This is a genomic window from Streptomyces sp. NPDC059668 (assembly GCF_042734135.1).
Lineage (GTDB): Bacteria > Actinomycetota > Actinomycetes > Streptomycetales > Streptomycetaceae > Streptomyces.
Genome location: NZ_JBHWEL010000014.1, coordinates 26,630 through 45,166, shown reverse-complemented (window position 1 = coordinate 45,166; position 18,537 = coordinate 26,630). Strand labels below are relative to the sequence as shown.

Below are 18,537 nucleotides of genomic sequence, written 5' to 3'. Positions count from 1 at the left end.
ACCGGTCCTCGCTCAATCGTATGTATGAACGGTCGCGTTCGCTCTGCAACCGCCTCACGCGGGGTCGGCCGGGCCCTCCGACGGTGGCAGCAGGGACTCCCGGACCTTGGGGAGGATGGTGGTGACGTAGTCCTCGACCGCCGTGTCCAGGCCGATGTCGTGCTGGGCGTGCTCGGACAGGTACCAACGGTGTTCGAGCAGCTCGTGATAGATCTCCGCGGGGTCCATGGAGCCGCGCAGTTCCGGCGGCACGGCGCGGACGGTGGGCCGGAAGACGTCGCGCACCCACCGGTGGGCGAGGACCTCGGGGCGCGCGGCCTGGGGATACCCGCCGCCCGGGCGGGCCGACGATCTCGCGGACGGGTCGCCGGGGGCGTAGTCGTCCTGGGTGGCCATCCAGCTCTCCAGGTCGTTCAGCAGCCGGCGCGCCTGGTTCTCCTCCGCGTCGAGCCCGGTCAGCCGCAGCAACTGGCGCTGGTGGTGGCCCGCGTCGACGACCTTGGGGACGAAGGTGACCGTGTCCCCGTTCGAGGAGTGCGCGATCTGCATCTCGGCGACGTCGAAACCGAGGTCGTTCAGGCGCCGGATGCGGCGGTCGATGTAGTGGTGCTTGCCCGCGGGGTACACGGAGGTACGGGTCAGCTCCTCCCACAGGCTCTGGTAGCGCGCGCAGATCTCCCGGCCGAAGTCGATCGGGTCGACGGAGGGGTGCAGTGCCCCGGCCGCCTCCAGGTCCAGCAGCTCGCCGCTGATGTTCACCCGGGCGAGATCGAGGTCGTACTCCCGCTGCCCGTCGCTCAGCCGGGGGTGCAGCTCGCCGGTCTCGGCGTCCACCAGATACGCCGCGTAGGCACCGGCGTCGCGGCGGAAAAGGGTGTTGGACAGCGAGCAGTCGCCCCACGCGAACCCGGCCAGATGCAGCCGCACCAGGAGCACCGCCAACGCGTCCATCAGCCGGTGCATGGTCGCGGGCCGCATGGTCGTCTCGAACATCGACCGGTAGGGCATCGAGCCGCCCAGATGCCGGGTGATCAGGACGGACTCCAGCGGCGCGCCGTCGGCGTCCGTGCGCCCGGTGACCACGGCGAGCGGGTCCACCGCCGGGATGGAGAGCCGGTCCAGGCCGCGCAGCATCTCGTACTCGCGCAGGGCGGGCCGTTCCGCGAGTTCCTTGACCGCCACCACCTCGCTCCCGGCGCGCGCGTAGCGCACCACGTGCCGCGAGATGCCGCGCGGCAGCGGGACCAGGTGGTGCTCGGGCCATTCCTCCAGCGGCAGGTGCCAGGGCAGTTCGAGCAGGAGCGCGGGGTGCTCCGGGTTGGTGGCGCTGATCTGCAGGGCCATCGGTGGGCCGCCCTCTACCTCGGAGTCGAACGTGTACGTGCTCCCAGCATCTACGAATGATCGCCGAGGCGGAAGACGCGCCGGGCGTTGCCCGACAGGAACAGCTCGGTGGTCTCCTCGTCGAGGCCCAGTTCGGCGAGGTGCTCCAGCGCCCGACTCGGCGTGATCATCGGGTAGTTGCTGCCGAAGAGGACCTTCCGCCGCCCCCGTCCGCGCAGATAGGCGACCAGTTCGGGCGGGTAGCGGCGGGTGGTGTAGGCGCTGGTGTCGATGTACACGTTGGCGTGCTTGTCCGCGACCGCGATCATCTCGGTGGTCCAGGGGTAGCCGATGTGCCCGCAGACGACGGTGAGTTCGGGGAAGTCCAGCGCGACCTGGTCGATGTACGGGATGGGCCGGCCGGTCTCCGAGGGGCGCAGCGGGCCGGTGTGCCCGACCTGGGTGCAGAACGGGACGCCGAGTTCGACACAGGCCGCGTACAGCGGGTAGTAGAGCCGGTCGGTGGGCGGCAGCTGCCACAGCCACGGCACGATGCGCAGGGCCACGAAGCCCATCTCCTCGACGGCCCGGCGCAGTTCACGTACGGCCGTGACGGGCTTCGCCAGGTCCACCCCCGCGACGCCGCGCAGCCGTCCGTCGGACCTGGCGACGAAGTCGGCGACCTCGTCGTTGCTCACCAGCGGCCCCTGGGGCCCGTACCAGGCCGAGGACAGCCCGATCTCGACGTCGGCCGCGGCCAGCGCCGCCACGGTGACCTCGACCGGAAGGGGCTCCTCCAGGAGTTCCATGCCCGTCCAGCGGCGGAGCGACGCGAACATCTCGTGGTTGGCGTGGCGGACTGTGGGGTGCTGCATCCACGCGTCGACGACCGGCATGATCCCGTGCCCTCCCGGAGTTCGCGCTAAGCGATTGCTTACCCGACCCTAGGGGGTGGGCCGCCGCGCGGCTACCCCGACACCGCGTCGACCAGCGCGCCGAGCGCGGCGGCGAGACGCGCGAGCCCCGGGCCGGCCGGGCCGCCCGGCTCGCTCATGTACGTGTCCCGCCGGATCTCCACCATCAGGGACGTCACCCGTGGATCGGCGCCGTGGAAGCGCAACGGCACGTAGGCGCCGGAGAAGGGGCTGTCGATCCCCACGGTCCCGACGCCCTCGAACGCCTTGCGGGCGTGCTCCACCAGCCCGGCGGGGGTGTGGAAGGCGTCGGTGCCCAGGCAGACCGGTGGACGCGGTCCCGTGCCGTGCAGTTCGTACGGCAGCCGGGCCGTCGGATACGAGTGGACGTCGATCACCACGGCCCGCCCGGTGGCGGCCAGCCGGTCGGCCACGGCGGCGGTCATGGCCTGCGCGTACGGGTGGAAGTAGCGCTCGACCAGCGGCTCCGGGTCGGCGTCGGCCGGGCGCAGCGGGGCGCCGTGCGTGGTGCGGGTGTAGACCGCGCCCATTCCGACGGAGCGCATCTCCTCCCGCTCGTCGGGAAACCGTTCGGGGTCGACCACCAGACGGGACAGACGGTTGACGAACCGCCACGGGGTGACACCGGCCGCCCGCGACGCACGCTCGGCGAGCTCGGCGGTGTGCGCGTCCGTGATGTGGTCCAGCTCGCGGTCCAGCGCCGGGTCGTCGAGCGTGATGCCGGCGCGCACGGGCCCCGGTATGCGCCGCGACGAGTGCGGGACGTGCAGGACGACGGGGGAGGTGCCGGCGCCGGGCAGCAGCTCGAAGGAGGCGGGGCCGGCGGAGGTGTGACTCGCGGGGGAGGGGGCCCTGGAGGCGAGGTCGGCGGAGGCGGGGTCCCTGGAGGTGGGATCGGCGGCGGCGGGGTCCGTGGAGGCGTAATTCTCGGTCACCCCCGATTCCTACCGCTTCCGGCCGCGGCCCGGGGGACCTCGTGTCATCGCAGGCCGCCGCCTCCATGGCGCGCGTAGTGCTCGATGAGCGCCGCCCGTGTCGTTTCGAGCCGATGGGCGAGGATCGCCGCGATCGTCCGGGTCAGCGACAGCTCCAGCGCGGGATCCTTCGCGCAGAGCCCGAGCACCTCCCCGGCGTCGAACTCGTAGGCGCGCACCGGACTGAACGCCTCGGCGCCGAAGTCCCAGTGGTGCGGCGGGAACAGCCAGGACCAGCCGAGCAGATCGCCCGGTCCCAGGGTGGCGACGGAGATGCGCCGTTCCCCGACGACCTGTTGGTGGAGGGACACGGTTCCCGAGCGGATCACCCAGAACCGGTCCGCGGTTCCCCCCGCCTCGAAGATCTTCCCGTCCGCGGGGAAGGAGACCTCCTGGGCCACGGTCATCAGCCGTTCGCGGTGTTCGGCGGAGAGGGCGGGCAGCAGCCGCAGAGCAGTGGGCATCGCGGACCTCCATCGCACCGCCGCGGGACCACGTGGGCTCGGCGGCGCTGTTGTGCCGGTGGTATACCGTCACCCTCCATTGGAGCCGGATCCGCCCGATTCGTCTCGTCGGGGGACTCCGGTGGCCGACGGGCGACCCCGTGAGGCCGGGGCCACGCACCGCTCGGCGGGCCGTCCGGCCGCTTCCCGCGAGCTCAGGGCAGGGGCAGCTCGGCCCAGATGACCTTGCCGGCGGGCGTATAGCGCGTCCCCCAGCGCTCCGCGAGCTGGGCCACCAGGAACAGGCCGCGTCCGCCCTCGTCCGTGCCGGCCGCGTACCGCAGCCGGGGCGAGGTGCTGCTGCCGTCGAAGACCTCGCAGATCAGGCTGTGGTCGCGCAGCACACGGACCCGGATGGGACCGCTGCCGTAGCGGAGCGCGTTGGTGACCAGCTCGCTGAGGATCAGCTCGCTGCTGAAGGCCAGCTCGTCGAGGTCCCACTCCGCGAGCTGACGGGTGACCGCGGCGCGCACCTCGCCGACGGCCACCGGATCGGAGGGGACCTCCCATTCGGTGATGTGGTCGGCGTCGAGCACCCGCGTGTCGGCGATGATCAGGGCGATGTCGTCGCTGGGCCGGGCGGGCAGCAGGGCGTCGAGCACCGCCCGGCAGGTGTCCTCCGGGGAGTGGCGGCCGGTCCCGGCCAGGGCGGTGCGCAGCAGCTCCAGACCGACGTCGATGTCCCGGTCCCGGTCCTCGACCAGCCCGTCCGTGTACAGCACGAGACGGCTGCCCTCCTCCAGCTTGAGCTCGGCCGTGTCGAACGGCAGGCCGCCCAGACCCAGCGGGGGACCGGCCGGCACGTCGGGGAACTCGACGCTGCCGTCGGGCCGGACCAGCGCGGGCGGCGGATGCCCGGCGCGGGCGACGGTGCAGAGCCGGGAGGCCGGGTCGTAGATGGCGTACAGGCAGGTGGCGCCCGTGATCGCGGCGCTGCTCTCCTCCGTCGCCTCGTCCAGGTCGATGCGGGCGACCAGCTCGTCCAGGAGACCGAGGATCTCGTCGGGGGGCAGGTCCAGGGAGGAGAAGTTGTGCACCGCGGTACGCAGCCGGCCCATCGTGGCCGCGGCGTGCAGCCCGTGGCCGACGACGTCACCCACGACCACGGCGACACGGGCGCTGGACAGCGGCAGCACGTCGAACCAGTCGCCGCCCACCCCGGCCTGCGCCGGGAGATAGCGGTAGGCGATGTCCAGGGCGCTCTGCTCGGGCAGGCTGCGCGGCAGCAGGCTGCGCTGGAGTGTCACGGCCATGTTGTGCTCGCGTGTGTAGCGGCGCGCGTTGTCGATGGAGACGGCGGCCCGCGCGACGAGTTCCTCGGCGAGGGCGAGCTCCTCCTCGTCGAACGGCTCCGGCTTCTCGGAGCGCCAGAAGTTGACCACGCCCATCGCCAGCGGGCCCACCCGCAGTGGAACGGTGATCAGCGAGTGGATGCCGTACTCCACGACCTGGCTGGTGCGCCGCAGGTCCTGGGCGAGCCAGCCGGGTGCCTCGTCCAGCTCGGGCTCGACGACGGCCTCACCGGTACGGAGGCTGTGGGCCTGGGGCGAGGTGGCGACGAACCGGATGTGCTCGCCCACCGGGTACAGGGGAGCGTTGTCGCGGATACCGCTGTACGCCGTACGGCGCACGTCGGTGCCCGCCTCCGGATCGTCGCCGTTCAGCACCGAGTCGGCGAGGTCCACCGTGACGAAGTCCGCGAACCGCGGCACGGCCACCTCGGCCAGCGCCTCGGCGGTGCGGGTCACGTCCAGGCTCGTACCGATGCCCACCCCGATGTCGTACAGCAGCTTCAGCCGCTCCCGTGCCACCTCGGCGCGGCCGGACAGCGCGCGCAGCTCGGTCGAGTCGCGCAGCGTCGCGACACTGCCGGGCGGGCCGCCCTGGAGGTCCGTGGGCCGTTGGTTGATGGCCAGCAGCCGGTCCCCGACCAGGTGCACCTCGTCCGTGACGACGCGTCCCGACGCCAGCAGGGCGGCGGTGTCCGGGTCGAGGCCGAGTTCCAGGACATGCCGTCCCTCGGCGTCCGGGGGCAGGTCCAGCAGCCGCTGCGCCTCGTCGTTGGCGAGCAGCAGCCGGCCTTCCCCGCCGGCGATGATCACGCCCTCCCGCACGGCGTGCAGCACCGCGTCGTGGTGTTCGTACATGCGGGTCATCTCGTACGGGCCGAGGCCACGGGTCTGGCGCAGCAGCCGTCTGCTGACGAGGGCCGTCCCCGCCGTGGCGAGGGCGAGGGCCGCGGCCGCGGCGGCCAGGACGAGGGGCAGCTGCCGGTTGGCGACACCGCCCACGTTCGCCGTGGTGATGCCGGCCGACACCAGCCCTACGACCTTGCCGTCGGGTTCCTTGACGGGAACCACCGCCTGCACCAGCTGTCCGATGGTGCCGTTGACCTCCTCGACGCTGGTGCGGCCCTGCTGGGCGGGGGCGATGTTCCCGACGAACTTCTTGCCGATCCGGTCCGGCTTGGGGTGCGTGTAGCGGATCCCGTCGGTGTTCATCACGACGATGAAGTCCACACCGGACGCCTTGCGGGCGGCCTCGGCCCGGTTCTGGAGCGCCGCCGTGGGGTCGGGACCGTTCAGCGCGTCGCGGGTGCCGGGCGAGTTGGCGAAGGTCTCGGCGACCGCCAGCGAACGGTTGCGGGCCTCCTGGGTGCTGTCGTGCCGCACCTGCAGCACCAGCGCCACCACCGCGGAGACGACCAGCACCAGCACGATCACCACTTGCAGGAGGAACACCTGGCCCGCGACGCTGCGTCCGCTCAGCGCCGACCTCAGGATCGCCGCGCGCCCGGTCCGCTCGCGCGGCCCTTCGGGGCGAGGGGTCGACCGAGTCCGGGATCGACCCAATAGTCGGACCATGTGCCTATGTCTACACTGCCCGGGGCCCTGAGGCGAGGGGCGTCGCAGGGTGTCTGGGGGCCCTGATGCGGGCCGTACGGCCGCGCCCCTCGGCGCGTGTGCTGGCGGGAGCATCTGGCCGCATCATGGAGGGAAGTCATTTGCCCGCATTTGTATCTCGGGCGCGGGAGGTCACGATGCACACCCCGGACCGCTACCGGTTGAGCTTCACCCACCAGGAATCAGGTGTCGGCGTCATCACGGACGAGGTGGTCGTCGAACGGACCGCCACCCTCGGGCCGGGCGGCAACCCGGTGTACTCCGATCCCACCGGCATACTCCGTGCCGAGATCAGTTCGGCGGGAGAGGTGCGGATGCTGGCCAGCGGCGGCTATCAGTCGCCGGTGTCACCCACCGCCGAACCGCTTCCCTGAGCGGTGCTCCCGGGGCGCGCCGCCCCGCCCCGTTTCGTCGCGCACCTGGACCGTCTTGCCCCGCCCCGCCCCGCTCATGGGTGCGGGGCGCGTGGTCTGCGGGGCCCAGGGGGCGGCCGGGGCGCCGCCTGCGAGGGAGTGTCCCCCTGCGTGCGTGCCGGGTGTGAACGGCCTGCTTCCTGCCGTGTGTGGCCTGCTGCCCGGCCGTGAATGCCCGCTTCCTCGGCCGGGAGCGGGTCCTTCCGGGGCGGGAGGCTCCGCTCAAGGGGCTGACGGTAGGTACCTGGCGAAGCGCGTGGGCACGCTGTCGTACGTCCTGTGGTGAGCACGCAGGCGTGCTGTCGTACGTCCTGCCGTGAGCACGCAGGCGCGCTGTCGTACGTCCTGTCGTGGGCCGCAGGCACGCTGTCGTGCGGTCGAGGTGGCCCCGGGTCCGCGCGGAGCGGTCCGCTCGGGGCGGTCTACTCGGATTCCTGGCAGCTCACGCTGAAATGCGCCCCGTCGGGGTCGCTGAGGATCGCCTCCGTGGAGCCGGCGCCCTGCTGGTGGGCCGTGCCCCCGTGGGCGCGCGCGGCGCGGGCGCAGGCCTCGACGTCGTCGACGGTGAAGTGGACCCGCCAGTGGGGCCTGATCGTGGGGTCGGGTGCCGCGCCGACCGCGCCCGAGTGGATACGGGCCACGACGTCCCCCTGGCTGCGCAGCACGACCTCGTTGTCCTCGTAGTCGACCTGGCAGGAAGCGGGGTCCGAGGTGGCCCACTGGAGGACCTCGGCGTAGAAGATGGCGGAGTCGAAGGCGTCGCGGGTGTGCAGCCGTACGAAGACCGGTGCCGCCCGGCGCCAGGCCTCCCAGCCGGCCACGAGCTGGCCCTCCCAGATGCCGAAGACCGCGCCGTCCCGGTCGGCCAGCAGGGCCGCCCGCCCCGGCGGGAAGGAGATGGGTCCCACCGCGGTCGTCCCGCCGCGCTCCTGGCTGCGTGACACGGTCTCGTCCGCCGAGGCCACCGCGAAGTAGGCGGTCCAGGTGGCCATCTTCGGCCCGATCCCGGACATCCCCGAGACACCGGCGACCGGCACCCCTTTGACCCGTGCGAACCGGTACTGGTCACCCAGCGTGCCCGAGTGCCACTCCCAGCCCAGAACGGCGTGGTAGAAATCCTCCGTGGCACGGAGGTTGTGTGTGGTCAGACTGACCCAGCACGGCGCGCCGAACACCGTGTGGCTGGAGACGACCCCACGGTCGAGTGTCCTGTCGCTCATCATCGCCGCACCGTCCTGACATCGCTGGCCGGCTGCGGTCGGGCACGGGTGCCCGTGGGGATGTCCGCGGCCTGCAGCTCGCCTCCGGTATCCGCACAGCCGACAGGGGCCCTCCGGCCCGGAAGGCCTCCGGCGGCTTCAGTTCACTCGCGGATCCGCTGTCCCATCAGTAACAGCATCCCCCGGCACGGCGTCCCGCGCACTCCAACGAGGTCACAAGCGGGCATAAAAAGACGTAAACGGACTTATCCGCGGGGCCGCTCGAAGGTCAGGAGAAGTCCCTCGACGGCGCCCGGACCTATGCGGCCCTTGACGTCCGCGGACGTGATCGCCTTCAGCGCCCAGCCGTCCTCGGCGTGCTTGTTCAGCACCTTCTCCAGCTTGTCGCTGTCCAGCGCGTCGCCGATGAGCGACTCGCGGAAGGTGACGACCTTGTATTCGTACGTGTACGCGCTACTCATGGTGGCGAGGTTCTCCTGCGGATCGAAGGGTGTGGCCGGGCCCCACCCAATCACCCTTCGCCGCCGCGGCACAGGGGGGAACACACCTATGGCGATACCTTTGTTGAAGCTTCATGAAGGGCCGGTCCCGGGGCTCGGGAGAAGACCGGCCGCGGGGAGGGGACCCATGGACCGGACACGGAGCGACGGACGCGCGGGCGACAGCGCGGAGAAAGACGGGAAAGCCGGGGGCAGCGCCGAGAAAGCCGAGAAAGCCGAGAAAGACGGGAAAGCGGGGGACGGAGCCGAGGGGGCGGAGGACGGCGGCTTCGCGGAGCTGCGCACACGCGAGTTCGGCTACCTCGACGAGGGGGGCCACACCTATCTCGACCACACGGGGGCGGGGCTCCCACCGAGGTCGCTGGTCACCGCGAGCGCGGAGCGCATCACCGGCGGGGTGTTCGGCAACCCGCACTCCGAGAGCCCGGCCTCCCGCGCCTCGGGGCTGCTGCTGGCCGAGGCCCGCAGTGCCGTCCTCGCACACTTCAACGCCGATCCCGCCGAGTACGCCGTGATCTTCACGCCGAACGCGACGGGCGCCCTGCGCCTGGTCGGCGAGGCGTACCCGTTCCGGCGCGGCAGCAGGCTCGTCATGTCGCTCGACAACCACAACTCGGTGAACGGGCTGCGTGAGTACGCGCGGGCGGGCGGTGCCGCGACGGCCTACGTACCGGTGAGCGGGCCCGGTCTGCGGATCGACGAGGAGCGGCTGCGCCAAGCGCTCTCCGTACGGCGCCGCCTGCCCGGTCCGGCACGCGGACGGGGCGCGCCGGGCTCGCGCGGACTGCTCGCCTACCCGGCGCAGAGCAACTTCACCGGGGTCCGGCATCCGCTCGAATGGATCGCACGGGCCCAGGAGCACGGCTACGACGTCCTGCTCGACGCCGCCGCGTTCGTACCGGCGAGCCCCCTCGACCTCAGCCGGTTCCACCCGGACTTCACCGTGGTCAGCTGGTACAAGGTCTTCGGCCACCCCACCGGTGTCGGCAGTCTCATAGCCCGCCGGGCGGCCCTCGCCAGGCTGCGCCGCCCCTGGTTCTCCGGCGGGACCATCTTCGCGGTCAGCGCCCAGGCCCAGTGGCACGTCCTCGCCGACGACGAAGCCGCCTTCGAGGACGGCACGGTGAACTTCCTGTCCCTCCCGGACATCACCGCGGGCCTGCGGTGGATCGACCGCCTCGGCATGGACCGGGTGCACGCCCACGTCGCCGACCTGACCGGCCGACTGCTCGACGGACTGCGCGCGTCACGCCACAGCGACGGCTCCCCGATGGTCAGGATCTACGGTCCCGAACACGCCGGGGCGGCCCGGGGCGGCACGGTCGCGCTGAACCTGCTCGGGGCCGACGGCCGCATCGTCGACGAACGGATCGTCACCCGGGACAGCGCCGCCCGCGGCATCTCGCTGCGCACCGGGTGCTTCTGCAACCCGGGCGCCGGCGAAGCGGCGTTCTCCCTCCCGCTGCGGCTGCTGCGCTCGGCGGCGCGCCGCCGGGTCGGTTCACTGGAGGAGTACCTGGAGCTGCTGCGACTGCCCTCGGCGGGCGCCGTACGCGTCTCCCTGGGCGTCTCGTCGCAGCCCAGGGACATCGAGACGTTCCTGACCTTCGTGACCCGCACCTACCGCGACCGGACGCCGGGGGCGGCGGGACTGGCGGCCCGGGTGGGGTGCTGAGAAACCGGGTCTCGCCGCTGGAGGCACACTCACACGTCGCGGCGCCGCACGACGAGAACGGCGAGTGCGATCGTGATCAGCGGCCAGAGCGCGTACACGGTCCAGGAGCCGGAGACCGTGGCGGTGTGGCCCAGGGATCGGGGATCCGGCTCCCAGGTCTGGACCAGGCGATTCCAGGCGGCCGCCACCAGCGCGTGTTTGACCTCTGCCGACCGGCGGTCGCTCTCCGAGAACATGGTGGGCAGCATCAGCAGGGTGAAGACGCTGGTGACCATGGTCCCGGCGGCGTGCCGGAGCAGGACGCCGAGGCCCAGACCGACCAGGGCGCAGACCGGAGCCAGCGACGCGGATGCCACCAGCGCCCGGAGCACTCCGGGGTGGGTGATCGAAGCGCCGGCGTGGCGCCGGTCCAGGACGGCCTGGGAGACGAGGAAGGAACCGGTGGCGGCGGCCGTGCCGACCGCGGTCCACAGCGCGGCGGTGACGAGCGCCTTGGCCAGCACCACGGCGCCGCGGGCGGGGACGGCCACCGTGGTGGCGCGGATCAGCCCGCTGTTGTACTCGCTCACCACGGTGAGGGCGCCCATGCTCCCGGCGACGAGGATCAGCGTCCAGTAACCCGCGGGCGGATAGGCGTCGTAGGGCAGGAAATCAGCGGGGCCGGAGGGCGCGGCCTCGTCCGTCAGCGAGGCTACGGCGGCCGAGCCGACGACGAACAGGACGGTGAGGGCGATCGTCCACGGGGTGGAACGCAGGGACCGCGTCTTGATCCACTCGGAGGCGAGCAGGTCGCGGAAGCGGGCGGGCGGCCCGGCGGCATCGGTGGCCGGGGAGACGGAGGCGAGTGGGGTCATCGGGGCTCTCCTGCCGGGTATTCGACGCTGACGGCGGTGAGTTCCATGAAGGCCGCCTCCAGCGAGGCGGTACGCGTGGTCAGCTCGTCCAGCCGGATGCGGTTCTCGAAGGCGAGCGCCCCGATCCGGTCCGCCGGGAGTCCGGTCACGGCGAGCTTCTCGGCGCCCGGCGAGCCCTCCGGCTCGACCGAGGCGCCCGCCGCCGTCAGCAGCGCCGCCAGTTCGGCGGCCTGGGGTGTCCCCACCACCACACTGCTACGGGTGCCACGGGCCGCGAAGTCCCGAAGCGGCTCGGCGGCGATGAGGCGGCCCCGGCCGATAACGACCAGGTGGTCGGCGGTGTTCTCCATCTCCGACATCAGGTGGCTGGAGAGGAAGACCGTGCGCCCCTCGGCGGCCAGGCGCCGAAAGAGCCCGCGTACCCAGAGCACGCCCTCCGGGTCCATGCCGTTGATCGGCTCGTCGAACACGAGCACGGGCGGGTCGCCGAGCAGGGCGGCGGCGATGCCGAGGCGCTGCTTCATGCCGAGGGAGAACCCGCCGACGCGGCGGTTCGCCGGCTCGGTCAGTCCCACCTCTCGAAGCACCTCGTCCACCCGGTGTCGCGGGATGCCGTTGCTGCGGGCGAGAGCCGACAGATGGGCCGCGGCGCTGCGTCCGCCGTGGATCTGTCCGGCGTCGAGGAGGGCGCCGACGTGCCGCAGTCCGCGCGGGTGGCGGCGGAAGGGGACGCCGCTGACGGTGGCGGCGCCGGTGGTGGGCGCGTCCAGGCCGAGGATCATCCGCAGGGTGGTGGACTTGCCGGCGCCGTTGGGGCCGAGGAACCCGGTGACCCGGCCCGGCCGCACGGTGAAGGACAGATGGTCCACGGCCGTCCTGCTGCCGTAGCGCTTGGTGAGTTCGCTGACTTCGATCACGGCACCCACCCTGCCGACAGGAGCTGTGTCCGGACATGGGCCGTGGGCGGCAATCGTGTGGCCGGGTTCGCCCGTGGGCGTACGTCCCCGGGCTGATGCCGCGCATGCGGTGGCCGGTTAGTCTCACGGCGTGAACCCGATGACGACCACTTCGTTGCCGGCGCGCGTCGCGCATCACGGTGTTGTTCCCGGGACGGAATGCCGCCGATGACGAGAACCAAGGCCGTGGCTTGGGCGGGTGGTGTCTCGTACCTCCTCGTGGTGGGTCTGCTGGTGGGGGGCGCGCCGCGGGCGTCGGGCACGGTCCATGGTGTCGGGGCGCTGCTGGCCGTCAGCCTGCTCGCCGGTGTGGTGCGACGGATGCCGCTGTCGGCTCTGGCCTTGGCCCTCCTCGGCTCCACCGCCGTCGTGGTCGGGCCTCCGAGTTCGGGCCATGAGAGCCTGGCGGCGTCGTACCAGGGCCAGTTCCTGTCGTATCTGGCGGTGGACCTCGTGCTGGGTCTCACCGTCGCCACCTGCGTACGGCGCGCTTCGATCGTCGCGGTCGCCGTTTCTTTCACCGTGCAGTTCCTGGTGATCGGCTTCTTCACGCACGGGGACGGCCTGGCCGTCAACGAGCTGATAGCCCTCCTGGCGTTGGCCGCTTCCTGCATGGCCGGTCTGCTGAGCCGTGAGCGCCGCGAGCACGCGGTCGCGCTGCGTTCCCAAGAGGTGGCCGAGGCCGTGACCGCCGAACGGCTGCGGATCGCACGGGAGTTGCACGACATGGTCGCGCACAGCATCGGCATCATCGCCATTCAGGCCGGTGTGGGCAGCCGGGTCATCCGGACCCAGCCGGCGGAGGCGCGCGAGGCCCTCCGTGCCATCGAGGCCACCAGCAGGGAGACCCTGTCGGGCCTCCGGCGCACGCTGGTGTCGCTCCGTCAGGCGGACCGGAGCGCGACCGGCCCGGAGCAGTCGCCGCTCGCACCCTCGCCGGGGCTGTCGGACGTCGAACGGCTGGCGGAGGCGACCGCGGGCGCGGGGGTACGCGTCGACCTGCGCCGCAGCGGGGAGCGGCGTCCCGTGCCGGCCGACATCGACCTGTCCGCCTACCGCGTCGTGCAGGAGGCGCTGACCAACGTGGTCCGGCACGCGGGCACCGGGCGTTGCCGGGTGGCCATCGGCTACGGGGACGAGGAGCTGACCGTGGAGATCGTCGACGACGGGCGCGGCGCCGCCGGGAACGGCTCGGCCCAGGGCTTCGGCATCGTCGGGATGCGGGAGCGGGTCGGTCTGCTGGGCGGCCGGCTCAGCGCCGGCCCGCGCCCCGAGGGGGGCTTCCGGGTGGCGGCCCGGCTGCCGCTGCCCGCGCCCGCCGGAGTTCCGACGGAGGCCCGATGACCGTCCGGGTGGTGCTCGCCGACGACCAGCCGTTGGTCCGGTCCGGCCTGCGCGTCCTCATGGCCGATCACCCCGACCTGGAGGTCGTCGGTGAGGCCGCCACCGGCGCCGAGGCCGTCCAACTGGTGAGCGACACCAGCCCCGACGTCGTGGTCATGGACATCCGGATGCCCGGCATGGACGGGATCGAGGCGACCCGCCTGATCACGGCCGGTCCGGCAACCACCCGGGTCCTCGTCCTGACCACCTTCGACGAGGACGACCACGTCTACGGCGCGCTCCGGGCCGGCGCGAGCGGTTTCGTGGTCAAGGACATGGCGCTGGACGACATCCTCGCGGCGATCCGCGTGGTCGCCGCCGGCGACGCGCTGATCGCGCCGGGTGTGACGCGCCGTCTGATCGCGGACTTCAGAGGGCGTCCCGCGCCGGCCCCGGAGCGCTCCCCACGGCCGGTCGAGGGCATCACCGAGCGGGAACGGGAGGTGCTGACCCTGGTCGGACGCGGCCGGTCGAACACCGAGATCGCCGAGGACCTCTTCATCACGGTGGCCACCGCCAAGTCGCACGTGTCACGCCTGCTCACCAAACTGGGCGCCCGGGACCGGGTCCAACTCGTCATCACCGCCTACGAGACGGGGCTCGTCACCCTGCCTCGCTGATGGTGTCCCCGGCTCCCGTGGCGAAGCCGGAGCTGCTCTGCCGTCCACGTCTCGGGTGCGAGCGGCCGGAGGAACAGTCGCTGAGGACGACGTACGGGCACACGGGGGAGCTGGTCGAGCCGTCGGGCACAGGGGCGATCGCGTCCTGGAGCTGCGAGGTCGCGCCATCCGGACCAGCCGCGTTCTCGCCGACATCCGACACGAAGGCCGCCGGAGGACCAGGTGTCCTGCCCTGCGCGGCCCAGTGATCACTGATCCTCCGAAGGAGTGGCCGAGCACAGTCGGAGGCTCCGGTGGCGAGTCGATGACAGCCCGCACCGCGGCTGTGCCAGCGGGCGACGAGCCCCGGTGGAGCTCGGGAACGACGACCTCGGTTCCTGCGGTCCACAGGCGTTCTGCCACCAGGGCGAAGTGCTCGGGACGGTGATACAGGCCATGACCGAGCACCACGGCAGCCAAGGTGCAAGCCTCCTCGGGTTGGTGTCGGACGAGCGTTCCAGGGCCGGTCAGCCGCATCGTTGCAGCAGTCCGTCCACGTACGCCTCCAGCCGTTCTCCCAGCACCTCAGGTGTCAGATCGTTTCGCCCCAGGTCACGCCACGGCCCGGCCAGCTTCGCTGCGTCGGGGCAGTAGTGCAGGGCGTCGAGAAGCCGCCAGTACAGGTGGTCGGGGTCGTCGGCGAGGTCACGGCCGCCATGTGCCTTGTACCGCTCGCGGAAGTCCAACCCGTGCGCCGGCCCGTGCAGCAGTGCGAGCGCGGTCGAGCAGTGCGCCACGTCCAGATCGGCAGGTCCCCACGAGGTCTCGACCCAGTCGACGACGCCGGTGATCCGCAGCCCTGGCCCGGCTCCGGTGAAGAGCACGTTCCCGGGGTGGAAGTCGCGATGCAGAAAGCAGCCTTCGTACGGTGGCGGATCGCGCCGGATCACGTCCACGGCGCGTTCCCACAGCGGGCCGTCCGGGGTGCGGACACGCTCCGGGGACGTCCACGCCTGGTAAGTGCGTGGTCTTTCGGCCGGTACGACGCCGTGGACGCGGACGAGTTGGGCTGCGAGCAGATCCAGGCGCCGGTCGAGGTCGTCCTCGTCAACGCGGACATGGCCTGGCAGGGCGGACATCAACAGGGTCGGGTGCTCGCAGTGTTCCGCCGAAGCGTCCACAGCGACGAACCTGGGCGCCGGGATGTCTTCCTGTCCGGCGAGCAGCGTCAGGACGGACGCCTCGCGGGCCAGCAGCCCGGGCCCTGCGTCGCGGAAGAACGGCTTCACAAGGGTTCGTTGCACCAGGTCCGTGCCGTCGTCGAGCGTGAGGCGGCGCATCTGGGAGCTCCAACCGCCCGACAGGAGGCAGAAGTCGGCGACCGAGCGGCCGTGGCCGAGTCGCTCGGCCACCCACGCGCGTGTACCCGCCCAGCCACGGTCGTCGAGGCCGGTCAGCACCGCCTCCACGAACTCCCGCCGGTCGTCGCCGTGATCGCGAAACCACATTCCCAGCTGGTGCTGTGCGTGAGGAAGGTCGAACCGCGTGTACTGGGCGCGCGCGGTCAGCGCGTCCTGTACGGCCTCGGTCACCGCAGGCGGGATCACCGCGTCGGTGCCCGGCACGGCGAGCACTGCCCGGCCCTCGTACGCCCGCAGCACCTCAAGCGCGGGGGCCTCTCGCCAGCTGTCCGGCTGCCGGATGATCCCGCTGAACCGGCCGTTCCCGTCCTCGAAGGGCATGTCCCACGCCTTGGCGGTGTACACGGCGGGCGCGCACAACCCCAGCGCCGCCACTCGATTCCCGTAGTGCCGGACGAGATCAGCCACCGTCTGCCCGCTCATGCTGAAACCCACCAGGACGAGCGGTCCGTTCGCCCCCGCGTACGCGTCGATCACGGCAACAGCCTGCTCGAACCGTCGCCGCAGGCTCAACTCGGCAAGTTTTCCGGTGCTTTCGCCATGTCCGGAGAAGTCGAGGGAGACCCCTCGACAGCCGTGGGCCACGAACTCCTCCAGCAGTGGGAGCAGTCGCTCTGAGCTGCCGGCGCCTGCGCCGTGCAACACCACGGCGGTCGCCCCCGAAGGATCACCGCCGTACACACCCCTGAGCCGTTCACCGTCGTGGTCGTGCGTGAAGTCGAAGAGCATGCTCCCTATTCACTCACGCAGTGGCCTCCGTCTTTCGGGAGTCCCACTGCCCGCATCCGACCCTGGTCGTCATCCCTTCGGGACCGGACGGTTGGGAAGCCGAGGGCGACGGGGTCTCGGCGCGTGAGGCGAGCCGCGTCGGCTTGCCCGGCGCGGACGAAGGTCAGGGTCAGGTCGACACCCTCGATCTCGCCGAGCCACTCCGAAGCCGGAGGCACCTGGAGCCGATACGCCTCTGGGGACCATTGGCGACGGCGCGTGGGCCGAGACGTGCGGGCGCCCGGCGCGCCTCCTGACGACTGGCGCCCTGTCAACGCCCCGCCCGGCTGCGCACCACGCCCTCCCGGCACTTGCGTACCAGGATCGCCCACGCCACCGCCAGGAACAGCAGCGCGAACCCCGCCAGGAGCAGCCAGCCCCGGCTCGCCGGATGACCGAACGAGTCCCCGTACGAGTCCAGCAGCGGCCGGCCCAGCGGCGAGGCGCCCGCGCGCCACAGCGACTCCAGGCCGACCCCGCTGCCCAGCGCCTCGAACGCCCAGCGGTTGGTCATCGCCCAGCTGACGGCCTGCCCCGTACCCGTCATCCGCGGCACCGGGACGAACGCCCCAGAGAACAGCACCTGGGGGAAGCAGAGCAGCGGCAGCATCAGCGTCGCCTGCGCCGGCTCCGTCACCGCGGCCGAGGCGAGCAGCCCCAGCGCCAGCGCGGCGGCGGAGGCCAGCACGCTCGACACGAACAGGGACCCGTACGTCGTCCACCCCGCCGCGGGCAGCCGGTCCAGCGCCCGCAGCACCAGCAGCAACAGCGCGTCCGCGACCGCAAGTACCGGCAGCATCGTGGTGAGTTTCGACGCGAGGTACGGACCGATCCGCAGGCCGGCCAGCCACTCGCGGCGCAGCACGGGCAACTCGGCGCAGATCTGGAGCAGTCCGTACGTCAGCCCGAAGAAGAACGCGCCGAAGGCGATCCAGAACATGATCATCGCGGTCGACCCGGGATCCGGCGCCGCGGGATCGAACGCGCCCGCGCGGAACAGCACCGCGAACATCGCCACGATCATCACCGGCGAACCGGCCAGGACCGCGACCGACAGACGGTTGTGCAGGAGCAGCGCGGTACCGCGTCGGGTGAGCAGCGACCACTGCCGCACCACGCCGACACGCCGCGGACGTACGGGAGACGGCGCGCCACCGGCCCGCTCGGCGTCCGGCGGCGCGGTCTCCGTGACGCCTTCCCCGGCGCCCTCTGTGACGCGCTCCGCGGCGGCCCGCTCGACGCGCACCCCGCCCGCCACCGCCTCGTAGACCTCTTCGACCGTGCCGACCCCGAACGCGCCGCACAGCGCGCCCGGTTCACCGGCGTATGCCACCTCGCCCCCGGGCGACAGGAAGACGACCTGGTCACCGCGGAGCAGATCGGCGAGGGTGTGCGTGGTGAGTACGACGGTGGTGCCCTCCTCGGCCAGCGCGCTCAGGGTCCGCAGCAGAGCGGTCCCGGTCACCGGGTCGAGCCCGGAGGTGGGCTCGTCGAGGAACAGCACCCGCGGACGGGTGAGCAACTCGGCCGCGACGCAGGCCCGTTTGCGTTCCCCGCCGCTGAGTGCGTGCACGGGTGTCGAGGCCCGCGCGGAGAGTCCGAGCGCCTCCAGGACCTGGTCCACGCGCACGGTGACCGACTCGGCGGGCGTACCCGCGGGCATCCGCAGCCCCGCCGCGTACACCAGCGTCCGGTGCAGCGGCAGTTCGCGGTGGATGATGTCCTCCTGCGGCACGAACCCGAACTCCGGCCCGGGCGGCCCGGGTCGGGCACCGTCGTGCAGGACCGTACCCTCCGTCGGGACGCGCAGCCCGGCCAGTGTCTGCAACAGGACGGTCTTGCCGGCCCCGCTGCTGCCGGCGATCACGGTGAGCCGGCCGGGGGCGATGTCGAGGGACACGTCGTCCAGGACACGGCCCGCCCCGCGCACCCGCTGACTCACCGAACGTGCCTGTATGCGCGTGCCGTTGAACGGGGAAGCGGGGGCTTCGGCGGGCGAGCGTGGCTGCATGGGCGTCGGCATGCGTGCAGCATGCCAGGGACGGCCGAGTACCGGGTCGGACTCCGTCCGGCGGATCTTGCGGGCCCCTCCCTGAGTGCAGCCGGTGCC

The 18,537-nt window shown here is 72.1% G+C and carries 16 protein-coding genes; 4 read left to right on the top strand and 12 right to left on the bottom strand.

All coding sequences use genetic code 11. The annotated features are described in order from the left end of the window. Positions 1 to 54: 54 nt before the first annotated feature. The 5 genes from ACFV2J_RS13510 to ACFV2J_RS13490 form a co-directional block, all read right to left on the bottom strand. Positions 55 to 1,344 carry a DUF4032 domain-containing protein gene (locus ACFV2J_RS13510; RefSeq protein WP_385082035.1) on the bottom strand — a complete coding sequence of 430 codons (1,290 nt, stop codon included), beginning with the start codon at positions 1,342 to 1,344 and terminating at the stop codon, positions 55 to 57. A gap of 50 nt (positions 1,345 to 1,394) precedes the next feature. Then, positions 1,395 to 2,219 (bottom strand): amidohydrolase family protein, encoded by an 825-nt coding sequence (locus tag ACFV2J_RS13505; protein WP_385082036.1) that lies wholly within the window; start codon positions 2,217 to 2,219, stop codon positions 1,395 to 1,397. Positions 2,220 to 2,290: 71 nt separating this feature from the next. Further along, positions 2,291 to 3,061, bottom strand: coding sequence for an N-formylglutamate amidohydrolase (locus ACFV2J_RS13500; protein WP_385082080.1), 771 nt, complete (start codon positions 3,059 to 3,061; stop codon positions 2,291 to 2,293). A 176-nt stretch (positions 3,062 to 3,237) separates the two neighbouring features. After that, positions 3,238 to 3,696 (bottom strand): cyclic nucleotide-binding domain-containing protein, encoded by a 459-nt coding sequence (locus ACFV2J_RS13495; protein ID WP_385082038.1) that lies wholly within the window; start codon positions 3,694 to 3,696, stop codon positions 3,238 to 3,240. Between the two features lie 194 nt (positions 3,697 to 3,890). Then, entirely contained in the window at positions 3,891 to 6,599 is a 2,709-nt protein-coding gene (locus ACFV2J_RS13490; RefSeq protein ID WP_385082039.1) for a SpoIIE family protein phosphatase, read from the bottom strand. A 176-nt stretch (positions 6,600 to 6,775) separates the two neighbouring features. Here ACFV2J_RS13490 and ACFV2J_RS13485 point away from each other — a divergent pair, with 176 nt between their 5' ends. Continuing rightward, positions 6,776 to 7,012: a DUF6296 family protein gene (locus tag ACFV2J_RS13485; protein ID WP_228120348.1), complete on the top strand. Its 237-nt coding sequence runs from the start codon at positions 6,776 to 6,778 to the stop codon at positions 7,010 to 7,012. Positions 7,013 to 7,473: 461 nt separating this feature from the next. Here the strand turns inward: ACFV2J_RS13485 and ACFV2J_RS13480 are convergent, their stop codons facing one another. Continuing rightward, on the bottom strand, positions 7,474 to 8,274 hold the full coding sequence (locus ACFV2J_RS13480; RefSeq protein ID WP_385082041.1) for a VOC family protein: 801 nt from the start codon (positions 8,272 to 8,274) through the stop codon (positions 7,474 to 7,476). Between the two features lie 242 nt (positions 8,275 to 8,516). After that, positions 8,517 to 8,732, bottom strand: a complete 216-nt coding sequence (locus tag ACFV2J_RS13475) for a DUF4177 domain-containing protein (protein ID WP_046728804.1) — start codon at positions 8,730 to 8,732, stop codon at positions 8,517 to 8,519. A gap of 166 nt (positions 8,733 to 8,898) precedes the next feature. On the opposite strand from ACFV2J_RS13475, the gene ACFV2J_RS13470 reads away from it, so the two are divergent. Continuing rightward, positions 8,899 to 10,446 (top strand): aminotransferase class V-fold PLP-dependent enzyme, encoded by a 1,548-nt coding sequence (locus ACFV2J_RS13470; RefSeq protein WP_385082042.1) that lies wholly within the window; start codon positions 8,899 to 8,901, stop codon positions 10,444 to 10,446. A gap of 29 nt (positions 10,447 to 10,475) precedes the next feature. Here ACFV2J_RS13470 and ACFV2J_RS13465 read toward each other — a convergent pair whose 3' ends face one another. Next, positions 10,476 to 11,300 carry an ABC transporter permease gene (locus ACFV2J_RS13465; protein WP_385082043.1) on the bottom strand — a complete coding sequence of 275 codons (825 nt, stop codon included), beginning with the start codon at positions 11,298 to 11,300 and terminating at the stop codon, positions 10,476 to 10,478. Then, positions 11,297 to 12,217 carry an ATP-binding cassette domain-containing protein gene (locus ACFV2J_RS13460; protein WP_385082044.1) on the bottom strand — a complete coding sequence of 307 codons (921 nt, stop codon included), beginning with the start codon at positions 12,215 to 12,217 and terminating at the stop codon, positions 11,297 to 11,299. Before ACFV2J_RS13460 ends, ACFV2J_RS13465 begins: the two co-directional genes overlap by 4 nt. A 207-nt stretch (positions 12,218 to 12,424) precedes the next feature. Between ACFV2J_RS13460 and ACFV2J_RS13455 the strand changes: the two genes are divergently transcribed. Beyond that, a complete protein-coding gene (locus ACFV2J_RS13455; RefSeq protein WP_385082046.1) occupies positions 12,425 to 13,600 on the top strand; it encodes a sensor histidine kinase in 1,176 nt (391 codons plus the stop codon). Next, positions 13,597 to 14,259 carry a response regulator gene (locus tag ACFV2J_RS13450; protein ID WP_385082047.1) on the top strand — a complete coding sequence of 221 codons (663 nt, stop codon included), beginning with the start codon at positions 13,597 to 13,599 and terminating at the stop codon, positions 14,257 to 14,259. Before ACFV2J_RS13455 ends, ACFV2J_RS13450 begins: the two co-directional genes overlap by 4 nt. Here the strand turns inward: ACFV2J_RS13450 and ACFV2J_RS13445 are convergent. The 3 genes from ACFV2J_RS13445 to ACFV2J_RS13435 all read right to left on the bottom strand — a co-directional run bounded on the left by ACFV2J_RS13445 (position 14,170) and on the right by ACFV2J_RS13435 (position 18,450). Then, positions 14,170 to 14,775: an alpha/beta fold hydrolase gene (locus tag ACFV2J_RS13445; protein WP_385082048.1), complete on the bottom strand. Its 606-nt coding sequence runs from the start codon at positions 14,773 to 14,775 to the stop codon at positions 14,170 to 14,172. The two genes, ACFV2J_RS13450 and ACFV2J_RS13445, sit on opposite strands and share 90 nt — an antisense overlap. Beyond that, the gene (locus tag ACFV2J_RS13440; RefSeq protein ID WP_385082050.1) at positions 14,766 to 16,388 is read right to left on the bottom strand and encodes an alpha/beta fold hydrolase; all 1,623 of its coding nucleotides are present in this window, start codon (positions 16,386 to 16,388) and stop codon (positions 14,766 to 14,768) included. Before ACFV2J_RS13440 ends, ACFV2J_RS13445 begins: the two co-directional genes overlap by 10 nt. Positions 16,389 to 16,698: 310 nt before the next feature. After that, positions 16,699 to 18,450 carry an ATP-binding cassette domain-containing protein gene (locus ACFV2J_RS13435; RefSeq protein ID WP_385082051.1) on the bottom strand — a complete coding sequence of 584 codons (1,752 nt, stop codon included), beginning with the start codon at positions 18,448 to 18,450 and terminating at the stop codon, positions 16,699 to 16,701. Positions 18,451 to 18,537 lie beyond the last annotated feature (87 nt).